The organism is Micromonospora sp. A202 (assembly GCF_006715105.1).
Lineage (GTDB): Bacteria > Actinomycetota > Actinomycetes > Mycobacteriales > Micromonosporaceae > Micromonospora > Micromonospora zamorensis.
Genome location: NZ_VFMP01000001.1, coordinates 6,254,900 through 6,272,912 on the forward strand (window position 1 = coordinate 6,254,900; position 18,013 = coordinate 6,272,912).

Below are 18,013 nucleotides of genomic sequence, written 5' to 3' on the forward strand. Positions count from 1 at the left end.
CCTCGTCGACGTGGTTACAGCTCGGCGGAGCGTCGGCGGGCGACCTCGGCCAGGGTGACCGCGGCGGCCACGCTGGCGTTGAGCGACTCCACCTCGGAGATCATCGGAATGCTGACGGTCAGGTCGCAGGTCTCCCCGACCAGGCGGGACAGCCCGCGCCCCTCGGAACCGACGACCACCACCAGCGGACCGACAGCGGCCTCCAGGTCGTACAGGTCGGTGTCACCGTCAGCGTCCAGGCCGACCACCATGAAGCCGGCGTCCCGGCACGCCTTCAGCGACCGGGTCAGGTTGGTCACCTGCGCCACTGGCACCCGCGCGGCCGCGCCGGCGCTGGTCCGCCAGGCGGTCGCGGTGATTCCGGCGGCACGTCGCTCGGGTACGAAGACACCCTGCGCGCCGAACGCCGCAGCCGAACGGATCACGGCACCCAGGTTGCGCGGGTCGGTGACACCGTCCAGCGCGACCAGCAGGGGGGCCTGCTGCTCCAGGGCGGCGGCGACCATGTCCTCGAAGGGCTGGTACGCGAAGGGCGGCACCTGCAACCCGACGCCCTGGTGCAGCACCCCGCCGGTCATCCGGTCCAGCTCGGCCCGGCTGATCTCCAGGTTGGCGATGCCCCGGTCGGCGGCGGTCCGGATGATCTCGTTGATCCGGTCGTCCATGTCGATGCCCTGGGCGGTGTAGAGCGCCGTCGCCGGCACGTTGGCGCGCAGCGCCTCCAGCACCGGGTTGCGCCCGACCAGCAACTCCGGGGAGTCCTTGGACGGGTTGGACTTGCGCCCCGGCGCGACCCGCGGGCCGGACCGGCCGGTGGGCTTGCCGCCCCGACCGCCGCCGCCGGCGCCCCGGCCGACCGGTACGCCCCGACCGCCGCCCCTGCCCCAGGTGGTGTCCTTGCTGCCCGGCTGACCGATCTTCGGGGCGCGCCCCTCCTCGGCCGCCGCGCGGCGCTCCTTGTCCTGCTTCCAGGCGGTGCGCTGGGGCAGCTTCTCGGTGCCCGAGTAGCCCTTGTGCCAGGGACGCTCGTCCGCGGGCAGGGTGCGACCCCGCCCGGCCAGGGAGTCCTTGTTCTTGCCGCCGGTGCCCTTGGGGGCGCTTGCCTTTGACGTCAGTCGCCGGCCACGGCGCTGCGAGTTGCCGGCCATCAGTCCTGCTCTCCAATAGTCCAACGGGGGCCCTGGGGGGTGTCCTCGACCACCACGCCGGCCAGCTTGAGCTGGTCACGCACCGCGTCGGCGGCAGCCCAGTCCTTGCGGCCCCGGGCCTGCGCGCGCTGCTCCAGGGCCAGCGCGATCAGGGAGTCCACCACGGCACGCAGATCATTCGATCGGCTGCCACCGGTCCACGCCGGGTTGAGGGGGTCGATCCCGAGGATATCCAGCATTGCCCGTACCACGGCCAGGGTGGTGCGGACGGTCACATCGTCACCGGCGCTCAGCGCGGTGTTGCCGTCCCGGAGGTGCTGTTGCAGCACGGCCAGCGCGGCGGAGGTATTGAGGTCGTCGTTCATCGCCGCGACGAAGCCGGCCGGCAGCTCACCGGGCTGCCCGGCGCCGATCCGCTCGGCCGCCCGCTGCACGAACCCCTCGATCCGGCGGTACGCGGTGGCCGCGTCGCGCAGCGAATCCTCCGAGTAGTCGATCACCGAGCGGTAGTGCGCGGCGGCGTAGTAGTAACGCAGCTCGACCGGCCGCACCCCGAGCGAGTCCACGTACGCCAGGTCGAGCGCGTTGCCGGCGGACTTGCCCATCTTGGCCCCACCGATGCTGAGCAACCCGTGGTGCACCCAGTAGCGCGCGAACGGCAGCCCGGCGGCCTTGGACTGGGCGATCTCGTTCTCGTGGTGCGGGAACGTCAGGTCCAGCCCACCGCCGTGGATGTCGAACTCCGGGCCCAGATACCGCCAGCACATCGCCGAGCACTCGATGTGCCAGCCCGGACGACCGAGCCCCCACGGCGACGGCCAGTAGGCGTCCGCCGGCTCGTCCGGTTTGGCACCCTTCCAGAGCGCGAAGTCGCGCGGGTCCCGCTTGCCCCGGTCCGGGGCGTCCCCGGCCGACTGCATCGCGTCCGGGGACTGACCCGACAGCGACCCGTACGCAGGCCAGGACGCCACATCGAAGTAGACGTCGCCGGAACCGTCAGTCGCCGGGTACGCGTGCCCGTCGGCGATCAACTTCGTGATCAGCTCGTGCATCTCCGGGATGTGCCCGGTGGCGCGCGGCTCGTAGGTGGGGGGCAGCACGTTCAACGCCCGGTACGACTCGGCGAGAAGCAACTCGTTGACGTACGCGATCGACCAGAACGGCCGACCCTGCTCGCCCGCCTTCACCAGAAGCTTGTCGTCGATGTCGGTCAGGTTGCGGATGAAGGTGACCTCGTAGCCGGCGGCCAGCAGCCAACGGCGCAGCACGTCATAGTTGACGCCAGAGCGAAGGTGACCGATGTGCGGCGGGGCCTGAAGAGTGAGACCACACAGGTAGACCCCCACCTTGCCGGCTTCCCGCGGGACGAAGTCCCGCACCGATCGGGTGGCGGTGTCATACAGGCGTAGCGTCACCGCACAAGGGTAGCTGTCCGTGCCTGTCCGGGTCCGGCGGTGCCGGGTCGTACGCTGCCAGGCGTGGATGCGACCGCACGCTCGGGTGAGACTCCGGCCAACCCCAGCGGCCCCGCTGACGCCGTTCCTGCGCAGGCGGGCGCGGCGGGGCATGTCAATGCGGCCGGACAGGCTGGTGCGGCCGGACAGGTCGATGAGGTTGTCGGGCGGGCTGCCGCTGTTGCGGGACGGGCCGTTGAGACGTCGCAGACCCTCGACCGAGGTCTGCGGCTGCTGCACCTGGTCGCCGACGCCTCGGGCGGCCTGACCGTCACCGAGGCCGCCAACCAGCTCAACATCGGTCGGGCGGCCGTCTACCGGCTGGTCAGCCCGCTGATCGGGCACGGCATGCTGCGCCGCGACGGCGACGGCAGGCTGCGCCTCGGGGCCGGGTTGCTGCACCTGGCCCGACGGGCCCAGCCACTGCTCGCCGAGGGTGCGCTACCCGCGCTGCGCCGCCTCGCCGAGCAGGCCGGAGCGACCGCGCATCTGACCGTCGTCGAGGGTGGCGAGGGCGTGGCCCTGGCGGTGGTCGAGCCGAGCTGGACGTCGTTCCACGTCGCGTACCGCGCCGGAGCACGGCATCCGCTGGACCGAGGGGCGGCGGGCCGGGCCATCCTGGCCGGTCGAGCCGGGGATGCGGCGCCGGTGAGCAGCAGCGGGGAATTGCAGGCCGGGGCGTACGGGGTGGCTGCGCCGGTGCTCGGCGTACCCGGTCTGGAGGCCAGCGTCGGCGTGGTCGCGCTCGCCCCGCTGGACGTCGACACGATCGGTCCCCAGGTGCTGGCCGCAGCGACGGCCATCACCAACGCCCTCCGCTGACAAACGAGCCACCCGCCTGTTCCGACCAATTGCGGCGGGCTCGCGCCCCGCTTGATCAACTCGAGTTCCTGAAACTCGCGGTATCCCGTTGCCGACGACACCCCGACTTTCATGAACGCGAGTGGATCACAGCAGCACGATCGCGTCATACCACGATCGCCGCACGGATTTTCGGTTGTCCACAGGGTCGGACGGCCGCCCGGGGCAGCTTGTCCACAGGGGTTTCGGCGGTCCAAGGATGGTCGGCAGGCTGCTCGGCATGCCACCACGTCCGCACCGCCCCGACGCCCTGACGTGGTGGGTCTTCCGCGGCTCCGATGCTGTCCGGGATGGCCTGCTCACCGAACATCAGCTGCGCAGTGCCGCCTGGCTGCGGCTGCGCCACGACATCTACGCCGACGCACGGCTCGACCGGGACCACACCCTGGCCTGTCGCGCCGCACTCCTCCGACTCCCGCCCGGGGTGGTGATCGGAGGCCCGTCAGCCGCCTACCTGCACGGTGTCGAACACGCCGCCGCCTTCACCGACGACGTGCACGTCCTCGTGCCCCGGCCGATGCGGATCGGCCCACAGCGCGGCCTTCGCGTGCACGTCAACGCCATCACCCCGCTCCTCGACGACGAGATGCCGACTATGGCCGCGCCGTCACCGGCCTCGCGCCGCCCACCAGGCTCAGGGCGTCCACCAAGCGCGGGGCCTCCACCAGCGGCGGCGCATCCACTGGAAGCAGAACGGTCGCCGGACGCAGAACGATCACATGACATAGCGCGCCCATCGCGAGCCGGGCTCCCCACGGGAGCAGGGCGCCCGCCGACCATGGGAGCACCATCACGCCCAGCTCGGCAGCTTGCCCGACCGGAAGCGGTGACGGCGAGGACGGGCAGCATGGCGATCACCAGACTGGGCAGCGTCGCGGTCGCCAGACTGGGTGGAGCGGGTGTCACGTCCCAGCCCAACTGGGACCCGAGCGGCCCGATCCCCCGCTCCGACCCGGGGCGGGCCGCCTGGGAAACGGCGGTGTGGCTCGACCCGATCCCGGCAGTCGCCGTCGTCGACTCGCTGCTTGGGCAGGGGCTGACCGATCGCGACACGTTGGCCGCACTGGCTGCCCGCAACGCCGAGCGGCCTGGTGGGCGGCGGGCACGATGGGTCTTCGACCTGGCTGACGGCGGAGCCCAGTCACCGCCGGAGTCACACCTGCGCGTACGGCTGGTGCTCGGTGGGCTGCCACGGCCGGTCGTTCAACATCCGGTACGCCTGGTCAGCGGCGTCGTCCTGCACCCCGACCTGGCGTGGCCGGAGTATCGGGTCGCGGTCGAGTACGACGGCAAGTGGCACTCCGACGCAGATCAGCTACACCGGGACCGTCGTCAGCTCAACCTGCTGGTCGGCGCGGGTTGGCTGGTCCTGCATGTGACGAGTCGGCGGCTGCACACCGAGTTTCCGGCGGTGCTCAGAGAGGTGCGCGACGCCCTGGTGAGCCGCGGATGGCGACGGTGATCCCCAACCTGCCCACGATCGACTCGGGTTCCTGGAAACCGTGGCATCCACCGGCCCCCGACACCCCGCCTTCAAGAAACCCGAGTCGATCAAGGCGAGGAACGAAGCCGCGCACACCGACCTGGCCGCGCACACCGACAGGGCCCGGTCGACGATTGTCGACCGGGCCCCGAGGTGGTGCTTTACGGGCGGGCGTTCGGCTTGAGCGGGGTCTTCACCGCCGCGTAGGCGTCAACGATCCCGTAGCCGTAGAAGCCGTTGAAGTTGACTCCACCGGCGCAGTAGGCGTCGTAGGTCTCGTCCCGGCCCTCGTTGCGGTACTGCTGGAGGCGCGGCTCCGGGCAGGCGTGCTCGGCTGCCGTCCGGTACAGGTGCTGCTCGACCAGGTCCGGCGACATCCCGAAACCGCCCCGGCGCTCCGGCTTGCCGTACCGGCTGACGATCAGCGCGGCGACGCCGGCGGCGTGCGGGGACGCCATCGAGGTGCCCTGCAGGTAGGTGTAGTAGCCACACTCACCGTTGGCCTTGCACTGCTTGAAGACCGACTCCTCGAACCCGGCGACGATGTTGCCGTCGGCGTCGACCGAACCCTCCTCCTGAAGCACGTGCTTCGGGTACGAGGAGAGGATCATGTTGGCGTCGGTCCGGAACGTGTCGGTCCCGAAACCGTCCCGGAACCAACCGCCCGGGGCGGCGACCGAGGTCTGCTCGGTGCCGTAGTTGGAGAAGTCCGACTTCTTGCCGGACGGGCCGACCGACGACACACCGATCACGTGTGGGCCTTCGGCGGGCATGTCCCAGCAGCTGTTGTTGTCGATCGGCCGGGGGTACGGGTCGGCGCCGTAGTCCGGGCTCGTGACGTCGGTCCGGGGTGCGCCCAGGTCCTCGTTGTTGTTGCCGAGCGCACCGACGAGGGTGACGCCCTTGTTGTGAGCGAAGATCAACGCCCGCTTCATCGCCTTGATGATGGCCCGCTGTTCGGCCTGGTCCTCGGGCGAGTCGGCAGGGTTGGCGGTGCAGTTGTAGAGCCATGGGTCGACGTAGAACGACATGTTGACCACGTCGATCCCGGACCGGCCGGCGTAGACCAGGGCGTTGACGACCGGGTCGAGGAAGAAGTAGCCGGAGTCCTGTCCACCCTTGAGTTCGACCAGCGAGACGTTCGGGGCAACGCCGGAGAGGCCGAAGCCGTTGGCCGCTGCGCCGATGGTGCCGGCCACGTGGGTGCCGTGCCCGCCGTCGTCGGTGCCGACCGGGTCGAGGCAGCTCGGCACCTCACAGGGGCCGTCCACGTCGGTCAGGTCGGGCGCGAAGTTGCGCGACAGCGACCAGTTGAAGTTCGGCGCGATGTCCGGGTTGCTGGCATCGACGCCCGTGTCCAGTACGCCGACGGTCACGCGACGGTCGCCGGGCTCGATCTTGCGGGCCTTGTCGGCCCGAATCATCTCCAAGCCCCAGAGCTTGTCGTCGAGCGGGTCGAGCTTGGTGCCCTTTTTGGCTGCGGCACGAGCGGCACCGTTGGCGGCAGCGGCCGTCAGGTGCTCCTGCTCGACGCGGTCCAGCTTCGGCTTGCGGCCGATGGCCTTCTGCTCGGCGGCACCGAGCAGCGTCGGGGCGGCGTTCGCCCTGGCCGCGAAGTCGGCCCGGTCACTGGTGACCTGGAACATGCCGACCTCGTCGGACCGCGACACCACCGTGCCGCCGGCTGCCCGGATCGCGGCGACCGCCGTGTCGGCGGCGACGCCGTCCTCGGCGACGACGGTGAAGGTGCGGGAGTCGCTTGGCGCGGCGCTGGCCGGTACACCCAGCCCCGAAGCCGTAAGTGCCAGCACTGCCGCGGTTGCGACAGTGCCGACGGTGAAGCGCTTGCTCACCACATCAGATCCTCTCGTTGAGGGACGTGGCAGCCATCACACAACAACCTTCGGGTTTGCGCCAGGTGAACGCCCGTTATGGCGGTGAATCTCTCCTTCATCCACCCAGTTCGACGTCAACGCCGCCCACACCAACGCCGCCCACACCAGCGCTGCCCACCCCAACACCGCCCGGACCAGCGCCCACACCAATGCCACCCACAGCGGCACCGGCATGCAGATGAGCGAGCGCGATCGGCAGTTCGGCCATGCTGGACACTTCGGCGTCGGGCGTGCACCCGGCGGGGCGGGGCAGCCCTTGCCGGTTCAACCACACCGACCGCAGGCCGGCCCGCTGGGGTGCCACAACGTCGTGTTCCCACGAGTCTCCGACGTACACGATCTGCTCGGCCGGCACCCCGGCCGCCGCCACCACCGCTGCGAAGAACTCCGGCGCAGGCTTCTTGGGCAGGCCGTTCACGTGCGCGTACACCTCGAAGGCGAACTCACCGGCGAGCCCGCACCGTTCGGTGCGGCTGTTGCCGTTGGTGGCGAAGCCCAGGGTGTACCGGTCGCGCAGCGTGGCCAGCGCCGGTGGCACGTCCGGGAACGGTCGGGTGAGGGCGAACCGGCGCGCGAAGAAGAGGGTCGCGACCTCGTCCAGGTGGTCGTCCAGTCCGGCGCGGGCCAGCGACCGGGCCAGCGCGGCCCGGCGGATCTCCACCACCGGCGCGGCCTTCATCTCGCCGAAGACCGCGCCCCAGTCCGACTCCAGTTCAGCGAGCGTCACCTCGGCCGCCCCCGGGATGAGCCGCCGCATCTCGTCGAGGACGGCCACCAGCCCGCCCGTCACCGCCGGCCGCAGATCCAGCAGGGTTTCGTCAGCATCGAACACCACAGTGGTCAGCACGCCACCCACTGTCTCACCGACCACCGACCGCGGCCGCCGAGCACCAGCACAGTCACCAAGCACCGAACACGCTCACCGACGGGCGAGCACCAGCTCCGGCTCGGTCGACACCGGCGCGGACGCCGCCGGTGTCCCGCGCAGTTCGTCGAGGCGTACCAGCGCGACCCCGGCAATGATCATCGCGCCGCCGAAGAGCTGCCACCCGGTGGGCAGCTCGTTCAGGAACAGCCAGGCGATCAGCACCGCGAAGAGCACCTCGGTCAGCCCGACGAACGACGACAGGCGGGGGCCGAGGATCCGAGTGCCGGCGATACCGGCGAGGTATGCGATGACGGCGGCCACCAGCGAGAGCCCGGCGATGGGCAGCAGCCAACTGGTGGGCTGCCCGGCGAAGGTGACCTCACCGAAGGTGGCGTGCAGCGGCAGCAGACCCGTCAGCCCGACGAGGAGCAGGACAGCGGCGCCGACGGCCATCCCGCCGCTGGCCAGGGCGACCGAGGGCAGCCGTGGGTCGACCCGCCCGGCGAGCACGAAGTACCCGGCCAGGCCGATTGCCGCACCCAGTCCCCAGAGCACACCGACCGGGTGGAAGTCGGCGGTGCCGGCGAGGTCGAGCACGAACGCCAGCCCGGCGAGGGCGGCTACCGATCCGGCCACGGTGAGCCGGCGGGGTCGCTGCCCGTGCCGCACCCACATCCAGCCGACGACGAGGATGATGCCGAGGTATTCCAGCAGCAACGCGACACCGACCGGCAGGTAGCGCACGGCATTGAAGAAGCAGACCTGGGCCAGCGCCACCCCGAGGAGGCCGAACAGCCCGATGGCCGTGGCGTTGCTCCGCAGCACGGCCCACCTGCCCCGCAGCGACAGCAGGGCGGGGATCGCCAGCACCAGGGCGGCGATGCCGACCCGGGCGATCACTGCGGACCCGGCCGACCAGCCGGCGTCGATGAGTGAGCGCGCGAAGGTGCCGGAAGTGGCGAAGGTGACTGCGGAGAGCAACGCCAACGCGGCGCCGGCAGCAGGTCGTGAGTGCATGTCGCGCTCCTCGGGACGGCACCGTGTCATGAGCAAACTATCCTTGTGCCCGTGACGTTAGGCGGAAGCCATGACAGGAGTCAAGATGCTATTTGCTCATGACACTGAATGTTCCCTGATCGCCGCCGCCGCGCTGGTCAACACGACGGGTCGGGACGGCGAGCAGCTGCCCGACGTCGCCGCGTTGGACGCGTTCTTCGTCCGCTACTCCTACAGCGGGCGACACGAGCACACCGACGCCGAGTTGCGCGCCGTCCGGGAGTTGCGGCCCCAGCTACGCCGCATCTGGTACGCGGAGCCACCCGAGATCGTCGCGCTGGTCAACGGCCTGCTGCTGGAACACAAGGCGCTGCCCCAGCTCATCGAGCACGACGACGAGCCGTACCACCTGCACGCCGTACCCCGGGACGCGCCTCTGGCCACCCGGATCGCGGTGGAGGCGGCGATGGCGATGGCCGACCTGGTTCGCGCTGGCGAGCTGCGCCGGCTGCGGATCTGCGAGTACCCGGACTGCGACAGCGTGGTCGTCGACCTGTCCCGCAACCGGTCGCGGCGGTTCTGCGAGGCCGGTTGCGGGAACCGCGCCGCGGTGACCGCCTACCGCGCCCGGCGGGCGGCGGGTCGCTCCTGAGCGGCGGCCCACTCCTCGGCCCGCAACTCGTACTCCACCTCGCCGTGCTCGGTGCCCGGAATCGGGTGGTCCCACTGAAGGTGGAAGGTCCGTAGGTAGCGCAACCCCGCCTTCGCCATCACCCGCCGGGACCGCTCGTTGACCGTCATCGTCTCGGCCCAGACGCGACGCACACCTACGGTGTCGAAGGCGTGCCGGACCAAGGCCCGCGACCCCTCCGTGGCCAGCCCGAGCCCCCACGTCGAGCGCCGCAGCCGGTAGCCCAGCTCGGCCTCGGTGCCGTCCGCCGACGGGTCAAGCGCGAACCAACCCAGGAAGTCGCCGGTTCCCCGGTCGAGCGCCGCCCAACGGCCCAACCCGGGATGCCGCTCGTACTGGGCCAGCAGCCTCGGCAACTGCTCGTCGCGGACCGTAGCCAGCGGCGTGGCCACACCACCGCTGAGGAACCGCATCACCTCGGGGTCGCTGTCCAGGTCGACCAGCGCGTCCACGTCAGCCATGGTCAACCGCCGAAACCGCAGCCGCTCGGTGCAGGGCAGGTCACTCATGACGGGATCATCCCGCCGCCCCACCTCACCGTCGAGCCGTTTTACCCGCGCCGGTCCGCAGGCAAGATCCGCGCAACATCGGGGGAAGTTGCTGCGTCAGGCCGCGACGAGGCAGCAACTTCCCCGATGTTGCGGGCAACCAACCCCGCGACCACCGTCGCGGGCGAGGCGGCCGCGTCAGCGCGGGGGCGCGACCACGAAGAGCCGCCAGGAGTACGCGTCGACAACCAGCACGGGCCCGTCCAAGTCCTTGCTGTCTCGCACTCCGACCACGTCCCCCAGATTCGTCGCCACCTCGACGCAGTTGTTGTCTTGGTTGCTGCGGCTGCTCTTGCGCCATCGAGCGTCAGTCAGCTCCACGACTCGGCCACCTCGCTGATCAATTCGATGGACGCCTGCGGGGGAAGGGCTTCGCCCAAGGTAGCCTCCCAGACCCGCTGCAACCGCAACAGATCCCGCGGCTGGTCAAGCTCCTGGCCGCGAACCTGGCACTCCATATAGGCCAGCTCCGTGCCGTCGGGCAGGGCGGCAAGCGCAAACTGCCCGCCTAGCCCCGGATATTCCTCGGCGGATCGCGGCACGACGTGCAGCCGGACCCGCGGATGCCCGGTGGCGATGCTGGCCAGGTGCAGCGTCTGTTCGCGCATCACCTTCCGCCCGCCCACCCGTCGCCGCAACACCGCCTCGTCCAGCACCGCCACGATCTGCGGCGCCCGTTCGCTGTGCAGCACGTCCTGGCGATTCATCCGGTCGGTTAGCCGCCGCTCGACCTCCTCGGGAGCGAGCAGGCCGCCGGCCTCGAAGACCGCACGGGCGTAATCCTCCGTCTGGAAGAGCCCCGGCACGTAGCGAGGCTCGTACCACCGGACCGTTCGCGCCTGCTCGAAGATTGCCTGCCAGCCGCGTAGCCAGGGCTGCGCCCGGTCCAGGCTGACCAGCTCGGTGGACATGCGGCCGAACAGTCCGCCGGTGTCCAGGGCGCGGTCGACGAGTTCCAGGTATTTGGCGGTGGGTGGTTGCTGGCCCAGCTCGACCGCGCTGACCATCGACTCCGAGTAGTTGACCGCCTTGGCCAGCTCGTCCTGACTCCAGCCCCGCCGAGCCCGGGCCCGGCGCAGCTCCGCGACCAGGAACGCCGCCGCCGTCATCTGTCCATCGGCCATGCCGTGCCGCCCCTCCACCCCACTGACGATCAACTCCAGTCGGCCGCCAGCGGCGGCGCCACCCGAAACAGGGCGACTGTGACGACGCGGCCAAACCCTTCCGACCGTAGTCGCCTGATCACCAGACTGTGAAGTGCGGCGCCGCTCCCCGTCCCCCGGGTCTGTCGGCGCCGCACGGGACCGCCCGCTCCCCCGGCCGGGCGGTCCCACCTCCGGTGGAAAAGGGATGAGCGAGGGGCGAACGGGGCCGATGCCACAAACGATTCAGCTCCAAAGGAAGGCAGCAGCATGTCCCGGACCGCCCCGGACAACCGCGCCACGACGCCCTGTCGGCCACACCTGCCGTTGCGCCCGCTCTGGCTGTGCCGGGTCTGCGCCGCACCCTGGCCCTGCCCAGTCGAGCGGCTCACCCTCCGCCAGGAGTACGCCGACGACCGGGTCGGGTTGAGCGTCTACCTGTGCGCGGTCCTGCACGAGGCGGCCGCCGACCTGTACCGGCTCAACCCACACGACGGCCCGGAGCCCGCGGCGCTCTTCACCCGCTTCCTCGACTGGGCCAGACCACGCGACACCCGCTGAGCCGGGCAGGCCGGTTGTCAGGGGTGGGTCATCCGCAGCAGGTCCAGCGTCTCGTCGAGCTGGGTCTCGGTGAGCTTGCCGGAGTCGACGTGCCCCCGGGAGATCACCACCTCGCGGATGGAGGTCTGCTTGGCCAACGCCTCCTTGGCGATCGACGCGGCCTCGTCGTACCCGAGGTAGCGGTTGAGCGGGGTGACGATCGACGGCGAACCCTCGGCGTACGCCAGGCAGACCTCGGCGTCCGCGACCAGGCCGACCACCAGCCGGTCGGCGAACAGCCGGCTCACCGCGGAGAGCAGCCGGATCGACTCCAGCAGGTTGCGGCCCATCACCGGGAGCATCACGTTCAGCTCGAAGTCGCCCTGCGAACCGGCGAAGCCGACTGTCGCGTCGTTGCCGATCACCTGTGCGCAGACCTGCCGCATCGCCTCGGCCACCACCGGGTTGACCTTGCCCGGCATGATCGACGAGCCGGGCTGGAGGTCGGGGATGCGCAGCTCACGGAGGCCGGCACGGGGACCGGAACCCATCCAGCGGATGTCATTGGCGATCTTGTAGAGGCCGACCGCCACGGTACGCAGCTGCCCCGAGGTCTCCACCAGCGCGTCCCGGGCGCCCTGCGCCTCGAAGTGGTTGCGCGCCTCGGACAACGGCAACCCGGTCGACTCGCGCAGCTTGTCGATCACCGCGGCGGCGAAGCCGAGCGGGGTGTTGATCCCGGTGCCGACGGCGGTGCCACCCAACGGCAGCTCGGCCAGTCGGGGCAACGAGCCCTCCAACCGCTCGATGCCGTAGCGGACCTGCGCGGCGTACCCGCCGAACTCCTGGCCGAGCGTGACCGGGGTGGCGTCCATCAGGTGCGTACGCCCGGCCTTGACCACCGTCTCGAACTCGGCGGCCTTGGCCTCCAACGCCGACGCCAGGTGTGCCAGCGACGGGAGCAGATCCTCGACGATGAACTGGGTGGCAGCGAGGTGGATCGAGGATGGGAAGACGTCGTTGCTCGACTGGGAGGCGTTGACGTGGTCGTTCGGGTGCACGGGCGACCCCAGCTCCCGGCTGGCCAGGGTGGCGATCACCTCGTTGGTGTTCATGTTCGACGACGTGCCGGAGCCGGTCTGGAACACGTCCACCGGGAACTGGTCGTCGTAGCCGCCGTCGGCAACGTGCGCGGCGGCGGCGGCGATCGCAGCGGCCACGTTGGCGTCGATCACGCCCAACTCGCCGTTGACCTGGGCCGCCGCGCCCTTGATCTGCGCGAGCGCCTTGATCTGGGCCGGTTCGATGCCCCGGCCGGAGATCGGGAAATTCTGCACCGCGCGTTGGGTCTGTGCCCGCCACAGCGCCTCGGCGGGCACCTCCACCTCGCCCATCGAGTCGCGTTCGATCCGGTAACCGGTCGCCTCTGGAGTCGTCACGCGTACCATCCTGCCGCGCCCGTGGCCGACTCGCAGATGATCCGTCAGCCCAATTCGGCCAGCAGCCGCTCCACCTCGTGCTGCTCCGGTGACTCGATCTCGCGGAACAGGGACAGGGCCCGGGTCAGGTGCGCGCGCGCCGCCGCCGGGTCGGTCGCCAGCAGGCAGCGGGCGATGCCCTCCAGCGCCCGGCCCTGCTCGTGCCGGGAGCCCAGCCCGGTGGCGTCGACGAGCACTCGCCGATGCAGGTCGAGGGCACTGGTCACGTCCCCCTGATCCAGGATGGCTCGTGCCAGCAGGTTGCGCGAGCCGCACTGGCCGATGCGATCCCCCGCCTCGGTCATCGCGACCAGTGCCGCACGGTGCAGGTCGGCGGCCTGTTCCGGACGGCCGGCCTCCCGTTCCATCATCCCGATCTCGTTGAGCACCTCACCCTCCCCGAACCGGGCGCCCCTCTGGCGCTTGAAGCGCAGCGCCACCCGCAACAACCGTGCGGCCGGCGCCACGTCGCCCATCCGATGTCGGACCATCCCGAGGTGCCCGAAGGCGTTGCCGATCCGCCGCGTGTCGCCGACCTCGCGAGCGATCCCCAGGTGCCGCCGAGCGGTGCGCAGCGCCTCGTCGTACCGTCCCCAGAGCAGCAGGGTCATCGTCAGATTGTTGAGTTCGTTCGCCAGCGCCGTCGTGTCGCGCATCCGCGTCGCCAGCGTCCGAGCGGCGTCGTAGGACTCGCGAGCCCGGCGGAACTGGAAGTTGGCGGCGTACGCGGTGCCCAGGTTGCCCAGGGTGTTGCGGTATTCGTACTGCAGACCCAGGTGGCGGAAGATGTCGAGTGACCTCTCCATCACCCGGATCGCGGTGGGGAAATCACCCAGCCGGTAGTGGGCCGAGGCGAGATAGTTGAGCATCATCCCCACCGCCCTGTCGTCACCCAGCACCTCGGCGGCGCGCAGGCCGATGGTGTGTGTCTCGATCAGTTCATCCAGGCGACCGCCCTCGAACTGGGCGTACCAGCAGGCTCTCGCCAACTGCCAGCAGTAGCGGGGGAACCCCTCGGTCTCCGCCAACCGGACCAGGGCGGTCCACGCGGCCAGGTTCTCGTCGAGCCAGGCGCGACCCTGCTCGGCGACGAGCATGGCCAGTTCAGGACGGAGCGGCTCCCCCACCACGATCAGCGAGCGAAGCGCGGAGAGTTCCCTCTCGCGGGCGATCGCCGTGGCGACGTGCAGGTGGTGATCGAGCAGACGCTCGATGCCGCCCCGCCGCTCGACCGCCCGCCCCGGCTCGGCCACCAGCGTCCGCGCGTACTCCCGGACCAGGTCGTGCAACCGGTACCGGCCGGGCTCCGCCTCCTCCACCAGGTGCGCGTCGACCAACTCGTCCAGCAGGTTCTGCGTGTCGGGTAGGGACAGTTCGGCGAGGACGGCGGCGACCGAGTTGTCGAACCGTACTCCCGGGTGCAGACCCAACAGCCGGAACGCCCGCTGCGCAACCGGCGACACCTGGGCGTACGACAGGGCGAAGGCGCGGCCGACGGACCGTTCGCCGGCTTCAAACTCGGCCAACGGATCCGGTCGGGTGCTGAGCCGCTCGGCCAGGTCGGCGATGCGCCAACGGGGTCGGTGCGCCAGTCGGGCACCGGCCAGCCGGATGGCGAGAGGCAGGTGGCCACAGCGTCGAACCACCTCGGTGGCGGCCTCCGGCTCCGCCGCCACCCGCTCCGCGCCGACGACCCGTCCCAGCAGCTCGACCCCCTCGTCGGTGTCGAGGACGGGAAGCGATGACGGCCGTCCCTCGTCCACCCCGACCAGCCGGCGACGGCTGGTGATCAGGACCAGACAGTGCGAGCCGTTGGGCAGAAGCGGTGTCACCTGGTCAGCGCTGGCTGCGTTGTCCAGCACCAGCAGCGCCCGCCGGCCGGCCAGCTCGCTGCGCCAGAGCGCCAACCGGTCGTCCTGGTTGGCCGGCACCCGCTCGTCGGGCACACCGAGCTGCCGCAGGAGAGTGGCCACCGCTGCGGCCGGCGTCAACGGGGTGCGCTCACTATGCCCGTGCAGGTCGATGTAGAGCTGGGCGTCCGGGTAGTCGTCCGCGAGAACGGTCGCGACGTGCACCGCGACGGTGGTCTTGCCGCTGCCGGCCATGCCGTCGATGAGCTGGATCCGCGCGCCGGCCTCCACCTCCTTGACCAGGCGGGCCAGGGTGTGCTGCCGGCCGGTGAAGTCGCCGATCGCCCGCGGCAGCGAGCGGACCGGGGCGATCGGTCGGGCATCCCGACCGGCCAGGGCCAAGTCACCGGCGAGCACCCGTTGGTGCAGCTCCTGCAGCTCGGCGCCCGGCTCGATGCCCAGCTCGTCGGCGTAGAACCGCCGACCCTCGCGATAGACGGCGAGCGCGTCGGCCTGCCGACCGACCGAGGACAGGGCGAGCATCAGCTGGCCCCGCAGCCGTTCCCGCAGCGGATGCTGGTCGACGCTTTCGGCGATCTCCTCGATCAGCTCGGCGGCCCGCCCGAGGCGCAGCTCGACGTCGACGCGCTCCTCCAGCGCGGTGAGGCGCTGTTCGTCGAGGGTCTGTGCGCGACGGCGGACGCTGCGGCTGGGAATGCCGCTGAGCGCCGACCCGCGCCAGAGCGCCAGGGCCGCGTGGAACCGCTCAGCCGCCTCGGCGAACCGACCGGCCGCGACGGCGGATCGGGCCTCATCGACGCCACGGGCGAAGGTGTCGGCGTCCAGGTCGCTCGGGGCGATACGGACGCCGTAACCGGCCGGGTCGGTGACGATGATTTCCGGTGCCAGCCCCAGCTCGGCGAACCGTCGCCGCAACCGCGACACGCAGGTCTGCAGCTGGGCCCGGGCGGTTGCGGGAGGGCGCTCCTCCCAGACCGCGTCCACCAGATCCTCGACGGGCACCAGCCGGCCGGAGCGCAGCAGCAGCATGGCGAGCACGATCCGGTCCCGGCCGGCGGTGACGGTGGACTCGCCACCGCCGACGCGCAGAGGTCCCAGGATCCCGAAACGCATCTGCTCCCCCGCTGTGATCTGCAACTTGCAGCAGCGTAACCCGGCCGTCACACATTGACGCAGTCCGGTGATAGTGATGTGAGAGTGGATCGACAGGGGTGCGCCTCAGACTCGCACCGGGTTGTCGGTGACGGCATCCGACGGGGGCGGTGCGCCCGCCCCACCCCAGCGGGGCGGGCGCACCGATGTCGGCAGAGCACGGACGACAGAGGGGGTGCCGGGCGAGTTCGCCCGGCACCCCCTCGCGTACGTGTCGGTCAGCGGCGGCCGACGGTGAGCACCGGTTTGGTGACCTCGGCAAAGAAGTCGTTGCCCTTGTCGTCGACCACGATGAAGGCCGGGAAATCCTCCACCTCGATCTTCCAGACCGCCTCCATGCCCAGCTCCGCGTATTCGAGGACCTCGACGTGCTTGATGCAGTCCTGGGCGAGGCGGGCCGCGGGGCCACCGATCGAGCCGAGGTAGAAGCCGCCGTGCTGCTGGCAGGAGCGGGTCACCTGACCCGACCTGTTGCCCTTGGCCAGCATCACCTGTGAGCCGCCCGCGGCCTGGAACTTCTCCACGTACGCGTCCATCCGGCCGGCGGTGGTCGGGCCGAAGGAGCCGGAGGCGTAGCCCTCGGGGGTCTTCGCCGGGCCGGCGTAGTAGACCGCGTGGTCGCGCAGGTACTGCGGCATCGGCTCGCCGGCGTCCAACCGCTCAGCGATCTTGGCGTGCGCGATGTCCCGGGCCACCACGAGCGGGCCGGACAGCGACAGCCGGGTCTTCACCGGGTACTTGGACAGTTCGGCGCGGATCTCGTCCATCGGCCGGTTCAGGTCGACCCGCACGACCAGCTCGGCGTCGAGCGAGTCGTCGGTGACCTCGGGCAGGAACCGGGCGGGGTCGGTCTCGAGCCGCTCCAGCCACACACCCGACGGGGTGATCTTGGCGACCGCCTGCCGGTCCGCCGAACACGAGACGGCGATCGCCACCGGGCAGGACGCACCGTGGCGGGGCAACCGGACCACCCGCACGTCGTGGCAGAAGTACCGGCCGCCGAACTGGGCGCCGATGCCGAAGTTGCGGGTCAGCTCCAGCACCTCCGCCTCCAACTCCAGGTCACGGAAGCCGTGCGCGCTCATCGAACCCGAGGTGGGCAGCGCGTCGAGGTACTTGGCGCTGGCGTACTTCGCGGTCTTCAGGGCGTACTCGGCGGAGGTGCCGCCGATGACGATGGCCAGGTGGTACGGCGGGCAGGCGGCGGTGCCGATCAGCCGCAGCTTCTCCTCCAGGAACTGCATCATCCGCGTCGGGTTGAGCAGCGCCTTCGTCTCCTGGTAGAGGTACGACTTGTTGGCCGAGCCGCCACCCTTTGCCATGAACAGGAACTTGTACGCGTCGGGGTGCCCGTCCGGGTCCTCGGCGTACAGCTCCACCTGGGCCGGCAGGTTGCTGCCGGTGTTCCGCTCGTCCCACATGGTCAGCGGGGCGAGCTGGGAGTAGCGCAGGTTGAGCTTGGTGTAGGCCTGGTAGACGCCCCGGGAGATGGCCTCGGCGTCGCCACCGTCGGTCAGCACGTGCCGGCCGCGCTTGCCCATGACGATCGCGGTGCCGGTGTCCTGGCACATCGGCAACACCCCGCCTGCGGCGATGTTGGCGTTGCGCAGCAGGTCCAGTGCGACGAACCGGTCGTTCGGCGAGGCGGCCGGGTCGTCGATGATCGCCCGGAGCTGGGCCAGGTGCGCGGGGCGCAGGAAGTGCGCGATGTCGTGCATCGCCTCGGCGGTCAGCGCGGTGAGCGCGGCCGGCTCCACAGTGAGGAACCGGCGGCCTCCCGGGCCGTGTACGACGTCCACGCCCTCGTCGGTGACCAGGCGATAGTCCGTCTGGTCGGGGCCGGTCGGCAGCAGAGGGGCGTACGAGAATGCGGCGGCACTGCTCAT

The 18,013-nt window shown here is 70.8% G+C and carries 15 protein-coding genes; 4 read left to right on the forward strand and 11 right to left on the reverse strand.

The window, feature by feature from the left end; translation table 11 throughout:
- Window positions 1–14: 14 nt before the first annotated feature.
- Window positions 15–1,148 carry a 23S rRNA (guanosine(2251)-2'-O)-methyltransferase RlmB gene (gene rlmB, locus FBZ33_RS29005; RefSeq protein WP_141911502.1) on the reverse strand — a complete coding sequence of 378 codons (1,134 nt, stop codon included), beginning with the start codon at window positions 1,146–1,148 and terminating at the stop codon, window positions 15–17.
- A complete protein-coding gene (gene cysS, locus FBZ33_RS29010; protein WP_141911504.1) occupies window positions 1,148–2,563 on the reverse strand; it encodes a cysteine--tRNA ligase in 1,416 nt (471 codons plus the stop codon). The genes rlmB and cysS overlap by 1 nt, the downstream gene beginning before the upstream one ends.
- A gap of 63 nt (window positions 2,564–2,626) precedes the next feature.
- Between cysS and FBZ33_RS29015 the strand changes: the two genes are divergently transcribed.
- Together FBZ33_RS29015 and FBZ33_RS33545 are read left to right on the forward strand one after the other, a co-directional pair.
- Entirely contained in the window at window positions 2,627–3,424 is a 798-nt protein-coding gene (locus FBZ33_RS29015; RefSeq protein ID WP_255509066.1) for an IclR family transcriptional regulator, read from the forward strand.
- A gap of 886 nt (window positions 3,425–4,310) precedes the next feature.
- A complete protein-coding gene (locus FBZ33_RS33545) occupies window positions 4,311–4,925 on the forward strand; it encodes an endonuclease domain-containing protein (protein ID WP_255509067.1) in 615 nt (204 codons plus the stop codon).
- 182 nt (window positions 4,926–5,107) lie between these two features.
- Here the strand turns inward: FBZ33_RS33545 and FBZ33_RS29025 are convergent, their stop codons facing one another.
- The 3 genes from FBZ33_RS29025 to FBZ33_RS29035 form a co-directional block, all read right to left on the reverse strand.
- The gene (locus FBZ33_RS29025; RefSeq protein ID WP_185755434.1) at window positions 5,108–6,799 is read right to left on the reverse strand and encodes a S8 family serine peptidase; all 1,692 of its coding nucleotides are present in this window, start codon (window positions 6,797–6,799) and stop codon (window positions 5,108–5,110) included.
- 97 nt (window positions 6,800–6,896) lie between these two features.
- Window positions 6,897–7,688 (reverse strand): HAD family hydrolase, encoded by a 792-nt coding sequence (locus FBZ33_RS29030; protein WP_141911509.1) that lies wholly within the window; start codon window positions 7,686–7,688, stop codon window positions 6,897–6,899.
- Between the two features lie 72 nt (window positions 7,689–7,760).
- Window positions 7,761–8,726 carry a DMT family transporter gene (locus FBZ33_RS29035; RefSeq protein ID WP_141911510.1) on the reverse strand — a complete coding sequence of 322 codons (966 nt, stop codon included), beginning with the start codon at window positions 8,724–8,726 and terminating at the stop codon, window positions 7,761–7,763.
- A gap of 85 nt (window positions 8,727–8,811) precedes the next feature.
- Between FBZ33_RS29035 and FBZ33_RS29040 the strand changes: the two genes are divergently transcribed.
- Window positions 8,812–9,357: a CGNR zinc finger domain-containing protein gene (locus FBZ33_RS29040; protein WP_141911512.1), complete on the forward strand. Its 546-nt coding sequence runs from the start codon at window positions 8,812–8,814 to the stop codon at window positions 9,355–9,357.
- Here the strand turns inward: FBZ33_RS29040 and FBZ33_RS29045 are convergent.
- From FBZ33_RS29045 to FBZ33_RS29055, 3 genes are all read right to left on the reverse strand, one after another.
- Window positions 9,324–9,905, reverse strand: coding sequence for a GNAT family N-acetyltransferase (locus FBZ33_RS29045; RefSeq protein ID WP_141911514.1), 582 nt, complete (start codon window positions 9,903–9,905; stop codon window positions 9,324–9,326). The two genes, FBZ33_RS29040 and FBZ33_RS29045, sit on opposite strands and share 34 nt — an antisense overlap.
- 177 nt (window positions 9,906–10,082) lie before the next feature.
- Window positions 10,083–10,265, reverse strand: coding sequence for a DUF397 domain-containing protein (locus tag FBZ33_RS29050; RefSeq protein ID WP_141911515.1), 183 nt, complete (start codon window positions 10,263–10,265; stop codon window positions 10,083–10,085).
- Complete coding sequence (locus FBZ33_RS29055; protein WP_141911517.1) at window positions 10,256–11,068, reverse strand: helix-turn-helix transcriptional regulator; 813 nt, start codon at window positions 11,066–11,068, stop codon at window positions 10,256–10,258. The genes FBZ33_RS29050 and FBZ33_RS29055 overlap by 10 nt, the downstream gene beginning before the upstream one ends.
- Window positions 11,069–11,356: 288 nt before the next feature.
- Between FBZ33_RS29055 and FBZ33_RS29060 the strand changes: the two genes are divergently transcribed.
- Window positions 11,357–11,647 carry a hypothetical protein gene (locus tag FBZ33_RS29060; RefSeq protein ID WP_141911518.1) on the forward strand — a complete coding sequence of 97 codons (291 nt, stop codon included), beginning with the start codon at window positions 11,357–11,359 and terminating at the stop codon, window positions 11,645–11,647.
- A gap of 17 nt (window positions 11,648–11,664) precedes the next feature.
- Here the strand turns inward: FBZ33_RS29060 and FBZ33_RS29065 are convergent, their stop codons facing one another.
- From FBZ33_RS29065 to FBZ33_RS29075, 3 genes are all read right to left on the reverse strand, one after another.
- Window positions 11,665–13,074: a class II fumarate hydratase gene (locus FBZ33_RS29065; RefSeq protein ID WP_185755435.1), complete on the reverse strand. Its 1,410-nt coding sequence runs from the start codon at window positions 13,072–13,074 to the stop codon at window positions 11,665–11,667.
- Window positions 13,075–13,109: 35 nt separating this feature from the next.
- Window positions 13,110–16,088, reverse strand: a complete 2,979-nt coding sequence (locus tag FBZ33_RS29070; protein ID WP_141913001.1) for a BTAD domain-containing putative transcriptional regulator — start codon at window positions 16,086–16,088, stop codon at window positions 13,110–13,112.
- Between the two features lie 257 nt (window positions 16,089–16,345).
- Window positions 16,346–18,013 carry a fumarate hydratase gene (locus FBZ33_RS29075; RefSeq protein ID WP_141911521.1) on the reverse strand — a complete coding sequence of 556 codons (1,668 nt, stop codon included), beginning with the start codon at window positions 18,011–18,013 and terminating at the stop codon, window positions 16,346–16,348.